Below are 18,949 nucleotides of genomic sequence, written 5' to 3' on the forward strand. Positions count from 1 at the left end.
CTTTCTTCTCAGGGGCGGGGCCGACGCGGGGCGGTCGGCCGGCTTCGGTGCCTGCGGGCGAGACCGGCCGCACCGATCACGGCCGTCGCACCGATGCCGGACACCACCGCTGCGGTGACCAGGCGCGACGCCCAGTGCGGGGAGTCGGGGCGGGACACGAGTTTCTCGGGATGATCGGCCGGCAGCGGGCCGTCGAGGCCCAGCGCGAGGACTTCGGCGAGGTGCACCGCCCGGCGGCCGGTGCCGCCCTGCTCGATCTGGGTCCGGCAGCTGAAACCGTCCGCGATCACCAGGGAGCCCGGCGCCGCCTCGCGTACGGCGGGCAGCACCCCGAGTTCACCGATCGCCAACGAGACGTCGTGATGGCCCCGTTCGAAACCGAAGTTGCCGGCGAGTCCGCAGCATCCGGCGTCCAGCACCTCCGCGTCGATCCCCGCGCGGCGCATCAGCTCCCGGTCCGCGTCGAACTTCGTCACGGCGTGCTGATGACAGTGCGTCTGTACGGTGGCGGCCCGGGCGAGACGTGGCGGCTGCCAGCCGTCGGGGGCCTCGTTCACCAGCAGTTCGGCGAAGGTCCTGAACTGCTGGGCGAGACGTCGCACGTCCTCGTTGTCCGGCATGAGTTCAGGAGCGTCGGAGCGGAAGACCGCGGTGCACGACGGTTCCAGGCCCACGACCGGTGTGCCGGCCTCGATCCAAGGGCGCAGCACACCGAGGGTACGGAGCAACACCCGTTTGGCCGTGCCGAGTTGGCCGGTGGAGATCCAGGTCAGGCCGCAGCACACCGCGTCGGTCGGCACCGCGACCCGGAATCCGGCGTCCTCCAGTACCCGCACCGCCGACTTGGCGATGGCGGGGTGGAAGCGGGCCGAGAAGGTGTCCGGCCACAGCACGACCGTGCGCGGGTCTCTCGGGTCCGGCTCCGGCGCCCCGCGGGCCTTCCACCACTGGACGAAGTTCTCCTCGGCGAACGCGGGGGCCTCACGCTCCGCGGCGACGCCCGCCAGTCGTCTGCCCGCCCGGGACAGTCCGGGGGCGTGCAGCACGGCATTGGTCAGCCGCGGTGCGAACGCCGCCAGCCGGGCCCAGAGCGGCAGCCAGCCCATGGCGTAGTGAGCGGCCGGGCGCAGCCGCCCCTCGTAGTGATGGGCGAGGAACTCCGCTTTGTAGGTCGCCATGTCGACGCCGGTCGGGCAGTCGGACTTGCAGCCCTTGCAGGCCAGGCAGAGGTCCAGCGCGTCCCGTACCTCGGTGGAGCGCCAGCCTTCGGTGACCGGCGAGTCGGCATGGCCGCCGAGCATTTCGAAGAGCAGCCGCGCGCGACCGCGGGTGGAGTGCTCCTCCTCGCCCGTCGCCCGGTAGGACGGGCACATCACGCCGCCTTCGTGGGAGCGGCAGTTACCGATGCCGACACAGCGCTTCACCGCCTGGGTGAAGGAGTGGTCGTCGTCCGGATAGGCGAAGTGGGTGTCCAGGCCGGCCGGCCTCCAGTCCGCTCCGAGCCTGAGGTTCTCGTCCACCCGGTAGGGCGCGACCACCTTGCCGGGATTCATCAGGTCGTCGGGGTCGAACAGCGCTTTGAGCCGGCCGAACGCGTCGACGATGCGCGCGTCGAACATCCGTGGCAGCAGCTCGCCGCGCGCCTGCCCGTCGCCGTGCTCCCCGGAGAGGGAACCCCCGTAGGAGGAGACGAGGTCGGCGGCGCGGAGCAGGAACGCGCGGAAACGCGCGACGCCGTCCGCGGTGGTGAGTTGGAAGGGGATCCGCGTGTGCACACACCCCTGGCCGAAATGCCCGTACAGCGAGGGGTGGCTGTAGCCGAACTCCGCGAAGAGGTCCTTGAGATCACGCAGGTAGTCGCCCAAACGGTCGGGCGGGACCGCGGAGTCCTCCCAGCCCTCCCAGGTTTCGCGGCCGTCGGGCGGTCGGGCGGTGACGCCGAGACCGGCTTCCCGGGCCCTCAGCATCCTCTGCTCCCGGTCGTGGTCGTCCGAGAAGGCGACGGAGTCGTCGCTCTCGCTCCGCCCCAGCGCCTCCAGCAGGGCTTCAGCCTGCGCGTCGACGTCGCGCTGGTCGTCGCCGCTGAACTGGAGCAGCAGCCAGCTCTCCCCCGCCGGGAAGATCTCGAGCGAATCGAGGTAGGCGCCCTCCTCCCGCATCAACTGCGCCATCCGCCCGTCCAGGGCCTCCAACTGGGTCGGTTCACTGTGTGCGAGCAGCCGCGGCACGTCATCGGCCGCGGCGCAGATGTCGCTGTATGCCAGCACCAGCATCGATTGCGTGGACGGAACGGGTACGAGGTCCAGCTCGGCCCGCAGAACGGTGACGAGGGTGCCTTCGCTGCCGACCAGCGCCCGTGCGACGTCGAAGCCGTTCTCGGGGAGCAGGGAGTCCAGGTTGTAGCCGGACACGCGCCGGGGGATGCGCGGAAAACCTTGCCGCACCTCACCCGGACAGCCCCCGATGAGATCGCGCATCCCCCGGTACAGCTCCGCGCGCCGGCCGCCGCCGGCGAGGATCTCCTCGTACTCGGCATCCGTGGTCGGGCCCACCCACATCCGGGTGCCGTCATACGTCAGGACCTCGAGGCGCCGCACGTTGTCGACCGTCTTGCCGTACGCCTGCGCCGAGGCTCCGCACGAGTTGTTGCCGATCATCCCGCCGAGCGAGCAGTGACTGTGTGTGGCCGGCTTCGGCCCGAACTGCAGTCCGTGCGCGGCGAGCTGACGGTTCAGCTCGTCGAGTACCAGACCCGGCTCCACCACGCAGGTCCGCGCACCGGCATCGACCGACACCAGCCGGTGGCAGTGCTTCGTCCAGTCGATGACGACGGCGGCGTTGGTGCACTGTCCGCCGAGGCTGGTCCCGCCTCCTCGGGACAGCACCGGCGCACCGAACCGGCGACACACGGCGACCGTCTCCGCACCGGCCTCCACGGATCGGGGCACCACCACCCCGAGCGGCACCTGCCGGTAGTTCGAGCCGTCCGTGACATAGGCGCCGCGGCTCCCGGAGTCGAACCGCACTTCTCCCTCGACCCGGTCCCGCAGCGCTCGTTCCAGAGCGGTGAGGTCCACGGACGATGTGCGCCTCACCGTGCGTCTCCGACGCTGACGGCGGGCGCTGGCGAAGATCCCATGGCTTCATCTACTCCTCTGCCGCGTGTTCCCACAACCGGAACCCACCGACAAAATCACGTTGCGTTACTGCCCGAGCGGCGCCGAACCGATTACGGCGACGGGGGCCGGGTAACCGCCGATCCGCCATCGAAACGCCCCTTCCGGGCAAAGAGCACCCCAATGAGGCGCAACGGAACCCGCTGCGCCATCCGGCCCACCGCCTGTCTCCCCTCCGGCGGCAGCCGGTGAGTGGCGCCGCGCGGGTGGGTGTAGCCGGGCCTAGCGTGGGAACCGGCAGCAGGGAACGCGACACTTCGGACCACGGAGGCACCGCATGGCCGTACGACACCGGTTGATCAGAAAACCCCCCGCGGATGTCTGGGCGATCCTGTCCGACGCCGAACGGTACGGGGACTGGGTGGTCGGCGCCTCGCGGGCCGAAGCGGACGAGGGGCAGTGGCCGGAACTGGGGGCGGCCCTGCGCTACGAGGTGAAGATCGGGCCGGCCACCCTGCACAACAGGACCGTGGTCCGCCGCAGCGAACCGATTACCGCGCTCGAACTGGAGGCAGACAGCGGGCCGTTGGGGACCGCGAGGATCGCGATGGAGCTACGGCCCTGGGGTGGACACACCCTCCTCATCCTCGACGAGCACCCGCTGCGCGGCCCCGGGGGCGCCCTGCACAACGGACTCGTGGACCTGGCTCAGCAAGTACGGCACCGCGCGATGCTGGGCCGGCTCGCCCGGCTGTGCGAAGCGGAAGACGCTGACGAGAACCCAGGTCACACGGCTCGGCGGCCGCGGCCGCACCGGGCGTGAAAGGGAAGCGGGAATCAGTCGCTCCGCCCGGCGGTGCGCCATCCATCGAGGCGGGAGTAACCCATGCCTGACGCCGTAGTGATCGGGGCGGGCCCCAACGGGCTGGTCGCGGCGAATCTCCTGGCTGACGCGGGCTGGAGCGTGGAGGTGCTGGAGGCCCAGGACGAGCCGGGCGGGGCGGTGCGGCACGACCGCGGGCTCGATCCCGAGTTCACCAACGACCTCTTCAGCGCCTTCTACCCCCTCGCCGCCGCGTCCCCGGTCCTGTCCGGCCTGCATCTGGAGCGGGAGGGGCTGCGCTGGAGCCACGCCCCGAAGGTGCTCGCGCACCCCTTGCGGGACGGCCGCTGCGCCGTCCTCAGCCGTGACCCGGACGAGACGGCGGCGAGCCTGGAGGCGTTCGCCCCCGGGGACGGGGCCGCGTGGAAGGAGCTGCGGGAGGTCTGGGAGGTGCTGCGGCCCGGCATCCTCGAAGCCCTGTTCACTCCGTTCCCCCCGGTCCGCGCCGGAGCCCGGATGGCGCTGCGGCTGCGTGCGGCCGGCGGGCTGCGACTGGCCAGGACGATGGTGCTGCCGGTGCGGCGGCTGGGCGAGGAGGAGTTCCGCGGCGAGGGCGGCAGGCTCCTGCTCGCGGGCAACGCCCTGCACGCGGACCTCTCACCGGAGGCGGCCGGCAGTGGCGGCTTCGGCTGGCTCATGTCCATGCTCGGTCAGACCTACGGCTTCCCCGTCCCCAGCGGAGGCGCGGGGTCCCTCACCACCGCGCTCGTCCGCCGGCTGGTGCGGCGCGGCGGAACCGTCCGGTGCGGGGAGCGGGTCACCGAGGTCGTCGTGCGCGGCGGCCGGGCCGTGGGCGTCCGCACCGCGGGCGGCGAGGCGGTCCCGGCCGGCAGGGCGGTCCTGGCCGATGTGTCGGCGCCCGCGCTCTACGGATCCCTGGTGGCCGAACACCACCTTCCCGGGCGGCTCCTCGCCGACCTGAAGCGCTTCCAGTGGGACTTCGCCACGTTCAAGGTCGACTGGGCCCTGAACGGGCCGGTGCCGTGGACCTGCCCGGAGGCCGCGCAGGCCGGCACCGTCCACCTCGCGGAGGGCGTGGACGCCCTCACCCGCTTCGCCGCGCAGATCGCGATGGGCCGCGTCCCCGACGAACCCTTCGCGCTCCTCGGCCAGATGACCACGGCCGACCCCAGCCGCTCGCCGCGGGGTACCGAGTCCGCGTGGGCGTACACGCACGTCCCGCACAAGGTACGGGGGGACGCGGGCGAGGCGGGGCTGACCGGTACGTGGGACGCCCGGGAGCAGGAGACGATGGCGGACCGGGTCGAGGCCCAGGTCGAACGCTATGCCCCGGGTTTCCGCGACCTCATCAGGGCCCGGCGCATCCTGGCCCCTCCCACGCTGGAGAGCCTGGACGCCAACCTCCACGGCGGCGCGATCAACGGCGGAACCACCGCCATGCACCAGCAGTTGGTCTTCCGCCCCTCCCCCGGCACCGGCCGCCCGGAGACGCCCGTCCGCGGGCTGTACCTCGCCTCCGCCTCCGCGCACCCCGGCGGCGGAGTCCACGGCGCGCCCGGCGCCAACGCCGCGCGTGCGGCCCTGCGCCGCTCACGCACCGACGTGCTGTCCCGCCTCCAGAGCGGGCTCACTCATCGCGACCGCAAGGGGCGGCGCTGACGGTCCCGGCCGCCCCCGAGCCGCGCCGACAGGGCCGCCTCTCGCGAGCACGGCGCCCGGCAGCCCGCGCGTCACTGGACGCGGGGCTTCGACGGAGAGCTGCCGTTGTCGTCGTTCTCTTCCTCGTCGTCGTCGGTGCCCGGCACGTGGACGTCGAGCACCTTGATGTTGATCTCGACGACCTCGAGACCGGTCATGGTCTCGACCGCGTCCGTGACGTGGGATCGGATGCTCTGCGCGGCCTCCAGGATGGGAACGCCGTACTCCACCACAATGTCGACGTCGATGGCGGTCTGCTTCTCACCGACCTCCACCTTCACCCCGCGGCCGTGGTCGCTGGACCGCGAAACCCTGTCCTTCACCGCTCCCAGGGCCCGCGTGGCGCCCCCGCCGAGGGAATGCACTCCCTCCGTCTCACGCACGGCTATGCCGGCGATCGTCGATACCACGGTGTCCGCGATGACGGTGGTCCCGCGGGTCTCGCCCGAGGTGCCGCTCGTTCCCAGTTCAGTGCCGCTCCGGCTGTCGATTGTCGCCATGAGTTCCTCGCACAGAGTTGTTCGGGGAGGGCGGACCGGACCGGAGGAATTCCTCCGCCGACCTGTGCCCCCCAGTAGTTCCACTGTGCTCCGGAAGGCGGGCCTCCGCCATTCAGGTGGGTGGTGCCGTCACCACCACGCCCGGCCCCTGCGGACCGGACGCCTCGGGCGGCGGCTCAGGAGCCAGCCAGGCGAGCGCGGCCACGGTCAGGGCGCTGACACCGGTGTCCAGGGTCGGCTGGATGACGGGGGCGAAGGCAGGGCTGTGGTTGACCGGGACGTCCTGGGCGACGGTCCCCTTCCTCACCGCCTCGGCATAACGCTCCGGATCGATGCCGCCGATCGCCCAGTAGGTGAACGGGGCCCCGAATGCCCGGGGGATCTCGCTCATGTCCTCGCTGGCGGTCTGGAGCTCGACGGTGCGGGCGTCGTCACCGAAGTACCGGGCGAACGCGTCCGCGACGCGCCGGGTCGGCTCCTCGTCGTTGACGGTGGGCGGGAAGGACGAGATCCGCTCGATCTCGGGCTCCTCGGGCGCGCGGGAAGCCTCGCACTCGGCGCGGACGATGCGTGCGATCGCGTCCAGGATCTGGGCGCGCGTGGCGTTGTCGTAGGAGCGGACGTTGAGTTCGATGACGGCCCGGTCGGGGATGACGTTGGGGCCGCTGCCTGCGTGGATGCTGCCCACGGTGACGACGGCGGGGGTGGTGGCGGCCAGTTCCCGCGATACGACGGTCTGCAGGCGTACGACGATCATGGCGGCCATCACCACGGGGTCGACCGCGGCCTGCGGCATGGAGCCGTGCGCCCCTCGTCCGTGAACGGTGATGCGCAGACTGTCGGCCGCCGACAGGAAGGAGCCCGCGCGGGTACCGACCAGGCCCGCGGGAAAGGGCAGGACGTGCTGGGCCAGCACCACGTCGGGCCGCGGCGACTTCGCTGTCAGACCGTCGTCGATCATGGCGTCCGCGCCGTCGCCGTTCTCCTCCGAGGGCTGGAAGAGCGCCACGAACGTGCCCCGCCAGGTGTCGCGGTGCCCGGCCATCAGCCGGGCGCAGCCGATCAGGGAAGCCACGTGCACGTCGTGGCCGCAGGCGTGCATGACCGGCTGTTCGCCGCCGCCCCCTTCCGTCACGGCCTCGGTGGAGGCGTACGGGAGACCGGTCCGTTCGCGTACCGGGAGGGCGTCCATGTCCGCCCGGGCCATGACGACGGGGCCGTCCCCGTTCGTGAGGACCCCGAGCACTCCGGTGCCGCCGATGCCTTCGGTGACCTCGAAGCCCGCGTCCCGCAGGGCGTCCGCCGCCTTCTTCGCCGTGCGGTGCTCCCGCAGGCCCAGCTCGGGATGGCGGTGCAGGTCCCGGTAGAGATCCTCCACGTGGGAGCGGACCGCGTCGAGGCCGGCCAGCACGGTCCGGGCAGGATCGGTCATGGGGGCTCCTTGCGTGGGCGGGGCTGCGCCGCGTCCTCGGTCCCGGGCCACCGGACCGATGCGTGGCGCTGTCGGGACCACGGTGTTCCGGGGCGCCGGTCGGGGCAACCGGGCAGAGCCCGGACGTGCGTCGGACGGGGCTCCGGCACGGCCGGAACCCCGTCCCTGGTCAGCTGGTGGGGAAGTTGTCAGAGGTGCTGATCCGGCTCTTGAGCAGCGTCCCCGATTCGGTCAGCACATTGCTGCTGCTGTAGTCGGCGCCGTCGCAGGTGCCCGGCTTGAGCGCCGCACTGCTCTCCGGGGCGTCGGAGTAGGTCCAGTTCGCGTAGCCGATCTTCAGCTGATCGAGCAGGTCCAGCCAGGCCGTGGTGCTCGCCCGGTCCAGAGCTCCGCCACCGGTGGCGCTGACCGTACCGAACTCCGTGACGAACAGCGGCAGTCGGCCGGCCGCGCGGCTCACCGTGGCACGGTAGGAGTCCTTGTGGCTCGCGGCGTAGAAGTGGAACGCGTACATGATGTTGGCGGCGTTGACGGGATTGCTGACGACCTCGCTCTCGCTGGAGCCGTCCGAGACTCCCAGCGAGGACCATCCGCGGGTGCCGACGATGACGACAGCGTCCGGGTCGGCGGCGCGGATCACCGGGATGACCTGTTCGGCGTAGCTCTTGATGGCCGTCCAGCTCACCCCGTTGGGCTCATTGGCGATCTCGTAGATCACGTTCTTCTTGCCGGCGTTGCGGGCCGCGACGGACGCGAAGAACGTCTTCGCGCGGTTGAGGTTGAAGTTCGGATCGCCCGGCGTCAGGGTGTGGAAATCGATCAGTGCGTACATGCCACGGGCCTCGGCCATGTCGACGAGGCTGTTCACGCGGCTGGTGAAGCCCGCCGGGTCGGTCTCGTAGCCGTCCTCCTGGACGTACATGGCGACGCGCAGCAGATCCGACTTCCAGTCGTTCGCCAGCGCGTCCAGGGACGCGGCGTTGTAGCACTGGCTGAACCACTGAATGCCGTGCGTGCTCATTCCTCGCAGCTGCACGGGGCGGTCGTACTGGTTGCAGAGGTGCACGCCGCAGACGTGAACCTGCCCGTTGATGTCCAGGGGAGTGCCGCCGTCCGGGTCGGGCGACGGGGTCTCATCGACGGAGCCCGTGCAGGCGACGCCGTTGAGCGTGAACGCCGTCGGCTTCGGGTTGGCGCCCGTGAAGGAGCCCACCAGGCCCAGGTCGGCCGCCGCGCCGGTGGCCAGCGCGCGGTTCCAGTCGACGCCGACGGCGGTGACCGTGGACCCGGACTGCGACCAGGTCGCGTTCCAGCCTTGAACCACCTTCTGCCCTGTGGCCGGCATGGCGAACGCGAGTGTCCACCCGCTCACGGGGTCTCCCAGGTTGGTGATCTTCACTCCGGCCTGGAAGCCGCCCTCCCACTGGCTGGTGACCGTGTAGTCGACCTTGCATCCGCCGGCAGCCACCGCCTGGGGGCTGAACAGGGCCGTGAGGCCCAGGATCGTCGCGCAAGCCGCCAGTAGAGCCAGAAAGCGTTTCATGACATTCCTCCTCGTGCGAAGTGGGAACGATGCGATGGGAGCGCTCCCGTAGATCTTCGGGCCGGGTCGGCCGACTCCGCTGATGGACGGAACCCGCCTGTACATGGGATGAGTTGGACGCCCATCGCCGTGACGCCGCCCCGCAGAACGGGTCGTTTCATGCCGTCACGTCCGGTTGGGCGCAACGGAATTGGGAGCGCTCCCAATCTCGTGGGGCGCGTGAGGTGCCGTCAAGCTGTCGGACAGGATTCGCCGCCCCGGTTGTGTTCAGGGGGGCGAACGCGTCCGTGGGCCGCCGCGGAGGTTCGGACAACGGCGCACCCGGCTTTCTTCACCGGTCGCCTCTTCCACCACATCGACCGGGCCGCACACTTGTCGGGCCGTAAGATCAGATGTTCTGGGGGTGGAGACATGCTGAAGCGAAGTTCCGGCACACCGACGCTCGAGGAAGTGGCCGCCCTTGCCGGGGTGGGGCGGGGCACGGTCTCCCGAGTGATCAACAACGCGTCGGGGGTGAAGGCGTCCACGCGGCGTGCCGTGCAGCGCGCCATCGACGAACTGGACTACGTGCCCAATCTGGCGGCTCGCTCACTGGCCGGGCGGCGCGCGGACGCGGTGGCGCTGGTGATGACGAAGACGGACTGGCGACTGTTCGGCGAGCCCTTCTTCTCGGAGGTCGTGCGGGCGGTCGGGGACGCCCTGACCGAGGCGGACGTGCAACTTCTGCTCACGCTGGTCCACACGGACGCCGAGCGGCAGCGGCTCGTGAAGTACGTGCGCGGTGGCCGGATCGACGGGGCGCTGCTGATGTCCGTACGGGCCGAGGACCGGTTGCCGGACATGCTCGCCGACGCCGGGCTGCCCACGGTGTTGCTGGGCAGGCGCTCGAGCGAGGAGCGGGTGACCTACGTGGACGCGGACAACGTGGGTGGCGCGCGGGCCGCGGTCGCCCATCTGACGCGCGGCGGACGGAAGGCCATCGCCGCGATCACCGGGCCGCCCGAGATGTACGCCGCCCAGTGCAGGCTGCGCGGCTACAGGGAAGCCCTGGGCGACGCCGGGCTCGACGAGGTGCCGTCCCTGGTCGCCCAAGGGGACTTCACCGAGGCCAGCGGTCGTCGGGCGATGGCCCATCTCATCAAGCGGCACCCGGAGGTCGACGCCGTCTTCGCCGCATCGGACACCATGGCCGCCGGAGCGCTGGCCGCCCTGCGCGAGGCGGGGCGCCGGGTCCCCCAGGACGTGGCGGTGGTCGGCTTCGACGACTTCGAGCTGGCTGAGCAGACCGAACCGCCGCTGACAACGGTCCGTCAGCCGATGGAGGAGATCGGCCGGACCATGGTGCGGCTGCTGCTGGAGCAGTTGGACCAGCCACAGGTGGCCTGGAGCCACGTGCTTCTGCGCACGCGGCTGGTGGTGCGCGAGTCGACCTGAGTCGCCTTCGCACCCCTCAGCGGCCGGCACGACCGCCAGGGCCTTGCCGACCCGGGCCAGGGGCGGTTCGGGAGCGCTCCCCCCGAGCCGGCGCTGCCCGGGTGAGCGCCGTCGCACATTGCCACCACCCCTGACCTGCCCTTGGGGAATCCATTCGACGCATTCCGTGCCGACGGGTTGTCAGGAACACGGCGACGCTCTTACAGTCCCCTACAACGCTGCGAGTGGGAGCGCTCCCACCCACTGGCGGCGGCGCACACTCCATTCCCCCCTCCCCCTGCGGCCCGCACAACTGGGCAACGGCCACGGCTGCACCGGCATCCCGGCCGCCGCAGAAGCTCCACACCCGCCCGGCAGGCACGTCCCCCTTCCCCGCCGGGCGGTGACCGCCAGAAAGACCGGCTCAACCGGAAGTGACCCCCACAGGTACAGGAGACCCCATGACTCGACGCAGGAAACAACTCGCCTCCCTGGCCACGGTGCTCGCGACGCTCCTCGGCGGGTTGGCCCTGACGCTCCTGGGCCAGGGCAGCGCGCAGGCGCACGGCGTGGCCATGACACCGGGATCGCGTACCTACCTCTGCTGGCTGGACGCCCAGACCAGCACCGGCGCCCTGGACCCGACCAACCCGGCGTGCAAGGCCGCGCTCAACGAGAGCGGCGCGACCGCGCTGTACAACTGGTTCGCCGTGCTCGACTCCAACGCGGGTGGGCGAGGAGCCGGCTACGTTCCGGACGGAAAGCTCTGCAGCGCCGGCGACCGGTCCCCGTACAACTTCACCGGCTACAACGCCGCCCGCGCCGACTGGCCGCGCACGCACCTGACGTCCGGCAACACGATCCAGGTCAAACACAGCAACTGGGCAGCGCACCCGGGCTCGTTCCGGATATACCTGTCCAAGCCGGGATACTCGCCCAGCACCGAACTGGGCTGGGACGACCTGGAGTTGATCGACACCGTCGTCAACCCGCCGCAGAGCGGCTCGCCGGGCACGGACGGCGGCCACTACTACTGGGATCTGGCCCTGCCCTCGGGCCGCTCGGGTGACGCGGTGATGTTCATCCAGTGGGTCCGCTCGGACAGCCAGGAGAACTTCTTCTCCTGCTCGGACGTCGTCTTCGACGGCGGCAACGGTGAGGTGACGGGCATCCGCGGCTCGGGCGGCACTCCTACTCCTGACCCGACGCCCACCGACCCGACGCCCACACCGGACCCCACGCCCACCGACCCGCACACCGGGTGCATGGCGGTCTACAGCGTGACCAACTCCTGGAGCGGTGGCTTCCAGGGATCCGTCGAGGTCATGAACCACGGCACGACGGCACGTGACGGCTGGGCCGTGCAGTGGACGCCCGGTACGGGCACCCATGTCAGCAGTGTGTGGAACGGGGTGCTGACCACGGGGTCCGATGGGACGCTCAAGGTCAAGAACGCCGACTACAACCGGACCATCGCGCCGGACGGCAGTACCACCTTCGGGTTCACGGCGACATCGACCGGCAACGACTTCCCGGTCGGCTCGATCGGCTGCGTCAACCCGTAGCCGCTGATGCGGGCGGTGCCGGTGCCCGGAGCGTGCGGGAACCGGCACCGCTCTCCCCCGGTGCCCCGGTGCCGGGGAGGCAGTCGCGACACGAACAAGCCGGCATCCGGCCGGGCCGCGTCAGGCCCACCGGTTGCCGGCCAGCGGGGCCGTTGCCTCACCCTCCCCGCGGGCGACACCGCGCAGGAAGGACGACAGAGCATCCGAGGCCGAGCGGACCGGCCGCCAGCCGAGCTCTTCGCGGGCCCGCCCACAGTCCATGACCGGGAGTCGCAGCACCGCGTCGAAGAGGTGCGGTGAGGCCGGAACGACACGCATCCGCCAAGCGGTCGCCAGTGCGCCCCGTACCAGCGGGGAGGGGGCTCGTACCACCCGCGAGTCCAGCAGTTCGCCGAGTGCCCGGGCGTCCGTGACGGTGTCGGCAGCCAGGTTGAAGGGGCCACGAACATCGCGGAGCACGGCGAGGCGGTACGCGTCGGCCGCATCGTCCGAGTGCAGCACCTGGAATCTCAGGCCCTCGAGGTCGGGAACGAAGGGCAGCAGATCGGGGCGGAGCAGAACCCCCGGCAGGTAGCGGCCGCCGAAGATGCGCCGCTGTTCGCTGGCCGCCCCTTCCTTGAACAGGAATCCCGGCCTCATCCGCACTACCCGGACCTGCGGATGGCGCAGTTCGAACGTGTCGAGGACACGCTCCAGATACGCCTTTTCGCGGCAGTAGGCCGCATCGGGCCAGCCATGCGTCGGCCACTGTTCGTCGACCCCCGGCTCCCACTTCGGGCCCGGCGAGTAGGCGCCTACGGACGAAGCGTGAATCAGGGCGGGCACACCCGCCCTGCGCACCGCGTCGAAGACGCGCAGCGAGCCCTCCACGTTGCTCCGCCAGGTGACGACTGGACGGTGAGTCGGCTGGAAACGCCAGGCCAGATGGATCACGGCGTCGGCGCCGGCCAGCAACGTGTCGAGCGTCCGCGTGCTGTCCGGACGCGACAGGTCCACGGTGTCCCATGCGACACCGGGAAGCGGCTTGTGGCCGGGCAGCCGTCGCGCGAGCCCGAGGACCGATCCCACCGCCGGGTCGTCCGACAGCGCGCGGACCACGCTCGTACCCACATTGCCGGTCGCGCCCGTCACCACGACACGCAGACCTTGCGATGCGTTCATCGTGCCTCCTCGCATGCGTCGGCGGCTCCGGCGTACGGCCGTGGGACCGACGTGCCGAAGCCGCTGCCGGGCCGCCTCAGTGGCGGGCCGCCCTCAACTTTCTCCGGCCCTCCCAGTCGTAGCGCGCGGGCTGCTTGATGCCCGCCCCTGTCTGACGGGGATACCCGCGCGGTGCGAGTTAAACCAGAATGTACCGATTTGACATGACGCCGTCCGGCCCCCTGCCGAACGTGCGCAGGGAGACCGGACGGGTAGCGGGCCCTTCTCCGGCGCCGCCGGCGCGAGGGGGCGGGGGGCCGCTCGGTGGCCGCGGATCGATGCCGAGTAGGTACTCCTCGTCTCCGAGCCAGAGGCCGGGGTGAAATCCGCCCGCTTCCCGGAACGCCAAGATCCGCATCACTGGCGCGGCGGCGAAGAAGGACCTCAGGCCGGACGGCTCCCCGTACCTGTGCGGGCGCCGGTGCCTCAGCCGGCCGCGCCGATGCGGGCGATGATGCTGGTGTCCAGGTGCGCGAGAAGGTCGGCGGGGTCCTGGTGCACCTCGGCCGCCCCGGCACCCAACAGGTCCTCGCGGGGAATGCCGCCCGAGAGGAGCGCCACCGCGGTGACCGACGCGCGACCGGCGGCCTTCATGTCCCAGACCGAGTCCCCCACGTAGACCGTCTCGTCGCTCTTCCCGCCGACGAGCTCCATCGCGTGCCGGATCGGCGCGGGGGCGGGTTTCCCCTCGCTCACGTCATCGGCACTGGCCGTGTCGGTGATCACGTCATCGGCGTCGAGGGCCCTCCGCAGCGCCTGGAGCTCGGGACCGGTCGCCGAGGTCGCCAGAACGATGGTCCACCCCCGCGCCGCCAGGGTGCGCAGGAGAGCGGCCGCACCCTCCAGCGCGGGCAGGCGCTCGAAGTAGGTCGCGTAGAGAGCGGAGTGCGTGCTGCTGATGTCCGCGTCCTGGTCGCGGTCCCGGTCGGCTCCGAGGAGATGCTCGATCAGGTCGGCCGATCCGAGGCCGATCGCCCCGTGCACGGCGCTCATCGGAACCGAGTGCCCCGCTTGTCGGAACGCCTCCCACCAGGCGCCGACGTGAAGGTAGTTGGTGTCGACGAGGGTTCCGTCCACATCGAACAGAGCTGCGCGGGTCATGTCGGTTCCTTCCGGTCGGAAGCCGGGACGTCCGGGGAGACACGGGCTCCGGCGGTGCGGCCGACCGCACCGTGGCCCCGCCGCCAAGACCGTACGACGGAACATCCTGGGATGTGGACGACACCGTCCTGCGGAATCGTAGTGGCCGGACGCGGTACGTGCGCGTCCGGCGCCGTACGCGGGGCGGACTGCCCCCACCTGGCGCAGGATGTCGGACGGCCGACGTCCACTGACGCGGCAGTGCCCGCTCCGGCCTTCACCACGGACGGCGGCCACGGCCCGGCCGAGCGGCTCGACGAACCGGGGTCGGCCCCGTGTCCTGGTTCACCCAGTCAGTTGCCGGCGTCGCTGCCTACCACGAGCAGCAGTTGCGGCAGTTGGAAGCGCCGGTCAGCTGGGGTGGCTGTCTGGTGTCGGGGCCACGGAACCGCAGGGCCGCTCGGGCGAAGAAGCCGCCCCTCACCGAGTCGTTCCGGCCGTGGGGGGAACACGTGGCCCATGACCATCCGATCTGAACTGCCTGGCGTGGCCGAGTCCTACTGGATGGCCACAGTGCCCGCCGTACCACGGCCCGCGCCGTCCACCGACACGACGGCGGACGTCATCGTGATCGGCGGCGGCATGGCCGGGCTGAGTATCGCCTGGGAGCTCACCGTGGCCGGACGGAACGTGACAGTGCTGGAGGCGGACCGTATCGCCGCCGGCGTCAGCGGGTACACGACGGCCAAACTCACCGCGGCCCACTCGCTCGTCTACGAGCGCCTGCGGCGTACGCGAGGGCAGCAGGGCGCCCGCCAGTACGCCCGGTCACAGCAGGCGGCAGTCGAGCGGGTCGGGGCGGTCGCGGCCGAGCTGGGCCTCGACTGCGACTTCGAACGCTCCTCCGCTCTGACCTACACGACCGATCCGCACCGGAGTGCCGTGTTCGAGGCCGAGGCCGAGGCCGCGTCGGAAGCGGGGCTGGACGCACACTTCGTGACGGAAACCGACCTGCCGTTCCCGGTCGCCGCTGCCGTACGGGTCGACCACCAGGCGCAGTTCCACCCGCGCAAGTACCTTCTGGGTCTCGCGGACGGCATCGTCGCGCGAGGTGGCGCCGTGCATGAACGGACCCGGGTGACCGGCCTCACCGAGGGCAACCCGTGCCGGGTGAGCACGGAGAACGGCGCGACGATCACGGCTGCGGATGTCGTCGTCGCCACGCACTACCCGGTCTTCGACCGGGCGCTTCTCTTCGCGCGCCTCTCGCCGCGTCGCGAACTCGTCGTCGCCGCTCCTCTCTCGGCGGCCGAGGCACCGGATCACATGTACATCACCGAGGACCTGGGCAAACGATCGGTTCGCACGGCGCCGCTCGACGAGAAGCGACGTCTGCTGATCGTCACGGGCGAGAGCTTCACGCCCGGGACGGGCGACAGCCGCGAACGGTTCCTGCGGCTGGACAGCTGGATGCACGAGCACTTCCCGGTCGGCCCCACGGCCTACCGGTGGGCAGCTCAGGACAACGACGTGAGCGACGGCGTCCCCCTGGTCGGCCCCTTCCACCCGGGCGCGCGCCACGTGTACGTGGCGACCGGGTTCGGCGGCTGGGGCATGAGCGGCGGCGCCATGGCCGGGCAGTTGCTGTCCTCGACGCTGACCGGCACCGAGCCGGAATGGGCGGGCCTCTACGACCCGCGCCGGCTGTGGTCCACCGTCCGGGAGGGGACGGGGCTGTTGAAGCAGCAGGCCGATGTGGTCCGCCACTTCGTCGGTGACCGGCTGCGGAGCACCCATGTCGACTCCGTCGACGACATCGCTCCCGGCACGGGTGCGGTGGTGCGCGTGGACGGGCGACGCTGTGCCGTCTACCGCGACGAGGGCGGCGAAGTCCACGCCCTGTCGGCGCGCTGTACGCATCTTGGCTGTCTGGTCGCGTTCAACGAGGCGGAGACCATGTGGGAGTGTCCGTGCCACGGTTCGCGGTTCGGCATCGACGGTGACGTCGTCCAAGGTCCCGCTCTGCGGCCGCTGCCACCACGCTCCGTCTGAGCGGGGATCGGCTCGGGAAGGGCGCGGCCCGTTCGCCAGGCTGCCCGCGAGGGGTCATCGGGAAGGGACGTGCGCAGGTCGTCGATCTCCAGGGCGACTGCGGGCCGCCCGGCCATCCACCAAGCACGAGCGTCGCGCTCGGCTTCACACGCCCCGCCCGAGCTTTGGAACACCGCACCACTTTGGTGCAGCGCTCCAAATGTGTCACCGTGGGGGCATGGCCCCGCGAAACAGCCGTCCTGGGCGGCGCAACCAGGTGCTCTCCCGGGAGCAGATCATTGCCACCGCGATCGAACTGCTCGATGCAGGCGGTGAGGGTGCTCTGACCGTCCGGGCGCTGACCGAGCGCCTGGCCACCGGCTCGGGAGCGGTCTACTACCAGGTGGGTACGCGTGACGAGTTGCTGGACGCGGTGACGGGGGCGGTGATCACCGCGGCTCTGGCGGCCGGGCCCAGCCGGGGTGCGGCCACGCCCGGCGACGAGATCCGTCTCGTGGCGCTGGCACTGTTCGACGCTGTCGCCGAGCATCCGTGGCTCGCCACTCGGCTGCTCCTCCAGGTCGTACGGAATCCGGTCGGCCCTGTGACCGTGGCGATCTTCGAGAGGATCGGGCGGCAGGTGGGCGCACTGGGCGTCCCCCGAAGCTCCTGGTTCGACGCGGCCTCGACGCTCGTGCACTACATCCTCGGGGCGATCAGCCAGAACGCGCGCATCGACGGGGACGTCTCGGACGTCGAACCCGACCGCGAAGAATTCTTCGACGCGACGGCCACGGCGTGGCAGGGGCTCGACCCGGAGGCGTACCCGTTCATGCACGCCATCGCCGGCCAGATCAGTCGGCACGACGACCGCGAGCAGTTCCTCACGGGCATCGCCGTCGTGCTCGACGGCCTCACCCGTCTCGGCTGAACCGCATCCACAGCTCGGGTGGGCTCCACCTGTTCCCATCGGAAGGCACTCCCCCATGCACGACGTAGTGATCGCGGGCGCCGGCCCGGTCGGCCTCTTCCTCGCGGGCGAGCTGGCCCTGGCAGGCTGCTCCGTCCTCGTCCTGGAGCGGGACGACGCGCTCAGCTCACCGTGGAAGGCGCTGCCGCTCGGACTGCGCGGCCTGAATGCCGGGTCGGCCGAGACGTTCTACCGCCGCGGGCTGCTCGACGCCGTGATCGGTGCTTCACGCGCCGACGCGACGAAGGTCGGCGCCGCCCCCGGCGCGGTCGAGGCGCCGGCCCCCCGTGATGTGAGCCATTTCGCGGGGATGGGGCTCGACGCGGCTGACATCGACGTGGCCTCCCTCCCGTTCCGGCTGCCCAGCCCGGCGATGGAGGGGTTCATGACGAGCCTCGAAGCGGTCGGCACAGTCCTGGCCGAACGCGCCGCCGCCGCCGGCGTCCACGTCGTGCGGGGCGCTGCCGTCACGGCGGTGACGCAGGAGGACGAGTCAGTCGTCGCCACGGCGGGCGGGCAGGAGTACGGGGCACGCTGGCTGGTGGGCTGCGACGGCGGGCGCAGCACGGTCCGCCGACTTGCCGGCTTCGACTTCGTGGGGACCGAGCCGTTGTTCACCGGTTACGTCGCAAAGGTCGAATTCGCCGACCCCGATCCGGCGAAGCTTCCGTTCGGCTTCAATCTGACGGCGAACGGCATGTATCTGCGCACGCCGTTCGAAGGGCACCTGGGCATGATGGATTTCGACGGCGGTGCCTTCGACCGCTCGCAGCCGCTGACGCGCGAGCACCTGCAAGACGTACTGCGTCGCATCACCGGTACGGACGTGACGCTGAACGGTGTGCACCGGGCGTCGAGCTTCACCGACCGTGCGATGCAGGTGACGACGTACCGTGAGGGGCGCGTGCTGCTGGCCGGCGACGCCGCGCACATCCACTCCCCGCTGGGCGGCCAGGGACTCAACCTCGGCATCGGTGATGCCGTGAATCTCGGCTGGAAGCTCGCGGCCACCGTGCACGGCACCGCTCCCGAGGACGTGCTCGACACCTACACCGGCGAGCGCCACCCCGTCGGCGCGGCGGTACTGGACTGGTCACGCGCCCAGGTGGCGACGATGAAGCCGGGCCCCAACGCCCCCGCCCTGCGGCGGCTCGTCCACGACCTGATGAGCACCCCGTCCGGAACAACCCATGTCCACCGGCAGACGACGGGACTGTTCCACCGCTACGACCTGGGCGGCGAGCACCCGCTCATCGGCTGCACGGCTCCCGACTACCGCTACGAGGACGGCACCAGCCTCGGGAAGCTCCTGCGGCAGGGCCAGGGTGTCGTGCTCGATTTCAGCCGCGACCGGGCGCTGGAGCCCGCGGCCAGGAGATGGAACGGCCGCATCCGGTACGTGCCGGGCTCGCCGCGCGACGACCTCGGCCTCTCCGCGCTGCTCATCCGCCCCGACGGCGTCGTGGCCTGGGCCGGCGAGCACCCCGACGACCGCGTCATGTTCGAGCGGGCTGCCGCGCGCTGGTTCGGCAGCGCGGAAGACTAGGGTCTTCCATC

At 71.1% G+C, this 18,949-nt stretch carries 13 protein-coding genes; 7 read left to right on the forward strand and 6 right to left on the reverse strand.

Features of this window, described 5'->3' with window-relative positions; genetic code table 11:
• Nucleotides 1–8: 8 nt before the first annotated feature.
• A complete protein-coding gene (locus ACFYPA_RS01425; RefSeq protein ID WP_389128685.1) occupies nt 9–3,095 on the reverse strand; it encodes an FAD-binding and (Fe-S)-binding domain-containing protein in 3,087 nt (1,028 codons plus the stop codon).
• A 358-nt stretch (nt 3,096–3,453) separates the two neighbouring features.
• Here ACFYPA_RS01425 and ACFYPA_RS01430 point away from each other — a divergent pair, with 358 nt between their 5' ends.
• Together ACFYPA_RS01430 and ACFYPA_RS01435 are read left to right on the forward strand one after the other, a co-directional pair.
• Nucleotides 3,454–3,939 carry an SRPBCC family protein gene (locus ACFYPA_RS01430; protein WP_359079917.1) on the forward strand — a complete coding sequence of 162 codons (486 nt, stop codon included), beginning with the start codon at nt 3,454–3,456 and terminating at the stop codon, nt 3,937–3,939.
• 63 nt (nt 3,940–4,002) lie between these two features.
• On the forward strand, nt 4,003–5,619 hold the full coding sequence (locus ACFYPA_RS01435; RefSeq protein ID WP_359079915.1) for an NAD(P)/FAD-dependent oxidoreductase: 1,617 nt from the start codon (nt 4,003–4,005) through the stop codon (nt 5,617–5,619).
• A gap of 71 nt (nt 5,620–5,690) precedes the next feature.
• On the opposite strand, the gene ACFYPA_RS01440 is transcribed toward ACFYPA_RS01435, so the two are convergent.
• The 3 genes from ACFYPA_RS01440 to ACFYPA_RS01450 form a co-directional block, all read right to left on the reverse strand.
• The gene (locus ACFYPA_RS01440; protein ID WP_359311938.1) at nt 5,691–6,158 is read right to left on the reverse strand and encodes an Asp23/Gls24 family envelope stress response protein; all 468 of its coding nucleotides are present in this window, start codon (nt 6,156–6,158) and stop codon (nt 5,691–5,693) included.
• A gap of 112 nt (nt 6,159–6,270) precedes the next feature.
• Nucleotides 6,271–7,590 (reverse strand): M20 family metallopeptidase, encoded by a 1,320-nt coding sequence (locus tag ACFYPA_RS01445; RefSeq protein WP_359351938.1) that lies wholly within the window; start codon nt 7,588–7,590, stop codon nt 6,271–6,273.
• 169 nt (nt 7,591–7,759) lie between these two features.
• Nucleotides 7,760–9,133: a cellulase family glycosylhydrolase gene (locus ACFYPA_RS01450; protein WP_359079909.1), complete on the reverse strand. Its 1,374-nt coding sequence runs from the start codon at nt 9,131–9,133 to the stop codon at nt 7,760–7,762.
• 411 nt (nt 9,134–9,544) lie between these two features.
• Between ACFYPA_RS01450 and ACFYPA_RS01455 the strand changes: the two genes are divergently transcribed.
• Nucleotides 9,545–10,567 carry a LacI family DNA-binding transcriptional regulator gene (locus ACFYPA_RS01455; protein ID WP_359079907.1) on the forward strand — a complete coding sequence of 341 codons (1,023 nt, stop codon included), beginning with the start codon at nt 9,545–9,547 and terminating at the stop codon, nt 10,565–10,567.
• 440 nt (nt 10,568–11,007) lie between these two features.
• Entirely contained in the window at nt 11,008–12,111 is a 1,104-nt protein-coding gene (locus ACFYPA_RS01460; RefSeq protein WP_389128691.1) for a lytic polysaccharide monooxygenase, read from the forward strand.
• 120 nt (nt 12,112–12,231) lie between these two features.
• On the opposite strand, the gene ACFYPA_RS01465 is transcribed toward ACFYPA_RS01460, so the two are convergent.
• Nucleotides 12,232–13,272, reverse strand: coding sequence for an NAD-dependent epimerase/dehydratase family protein (locus tag ACFYPA_RS01465; protein WP_359079903.1), 1,041 nt, complete (start codon nt 13,270–13,272; stop codon nt 12,232–12,234).
• Nucleotides 13,273–13,737: 465 nt separating this feature from the next.
• The gene (locus ACFYPA_RS01470; protein ID WP_389128693.1) at nt 13,738–14,412 is read right to left on the reverse strand and encodes an HAD family hydrolase; all 675 of its coding nucleotides are present in this window, start codon (nt 14,410–14,412) and stop codon (nt 13,738–13,740) included.
• Between the two features lie 498 nt (nt 14,413–14,910).
• On the opposite strand from ACFYPA_RS01470, the gene ACFYPA_RS01475 reads away from it, so the two are divergent.
• From ACFYPA_RS01475 to ACFYPA_RS01485, 3 genes are all read left to right on the forward strand, one after another.
• Nucleotides 14,911–16,443: an FAD-dependent oxidoreductase gene (locus ACFYPA_RS01475; RefSeq protein WP_359311929.1), complete on the forward strand. Its 1,533-nt coding sequence runs from the start codon at nt 14,911–14,913 to the stop codon at nt 16,441–16,443.
• Between the two features lie 217 nt (nt 16,444–16,660).
• Nucleotides 16,661–17,353: a helix-turn-helix domain-containing protein gene (locus tag ACFYPA_RS01480; RefSeq protein ID WP_359079897.1), complete on the forward strand. Its 693-nt coding sequence runs from the start codon at nt 16,661–16,663 to the stop codon at nt 17,351–17,353.
• Nucleotides 17,354–17,408: 55 nt separating this feature from the next.
• Nucleotides 17,409–18,938 (forward strand): FAD-dependent monooxygenase, encoded by a 1,530-nt coding sequence (locus tag ACFYPA_RS01485; protein WP_389128697.1) that lies wholly within the window; start codon nt 17,409–17,411, stop codon nt 18,936–18,938.
• Nucleotides 18,939–18,949 lie beyond the last annotated feature (11 nt).

It is taken from the genome of Streptomyces sp. NPDC005775, from assembly GCF_042871565.1.
Lineage (GTDB): Bacteria > Actinomycetota > Actinomycetes > Streptomycetales > Streptomycetaceae > Streptomyces.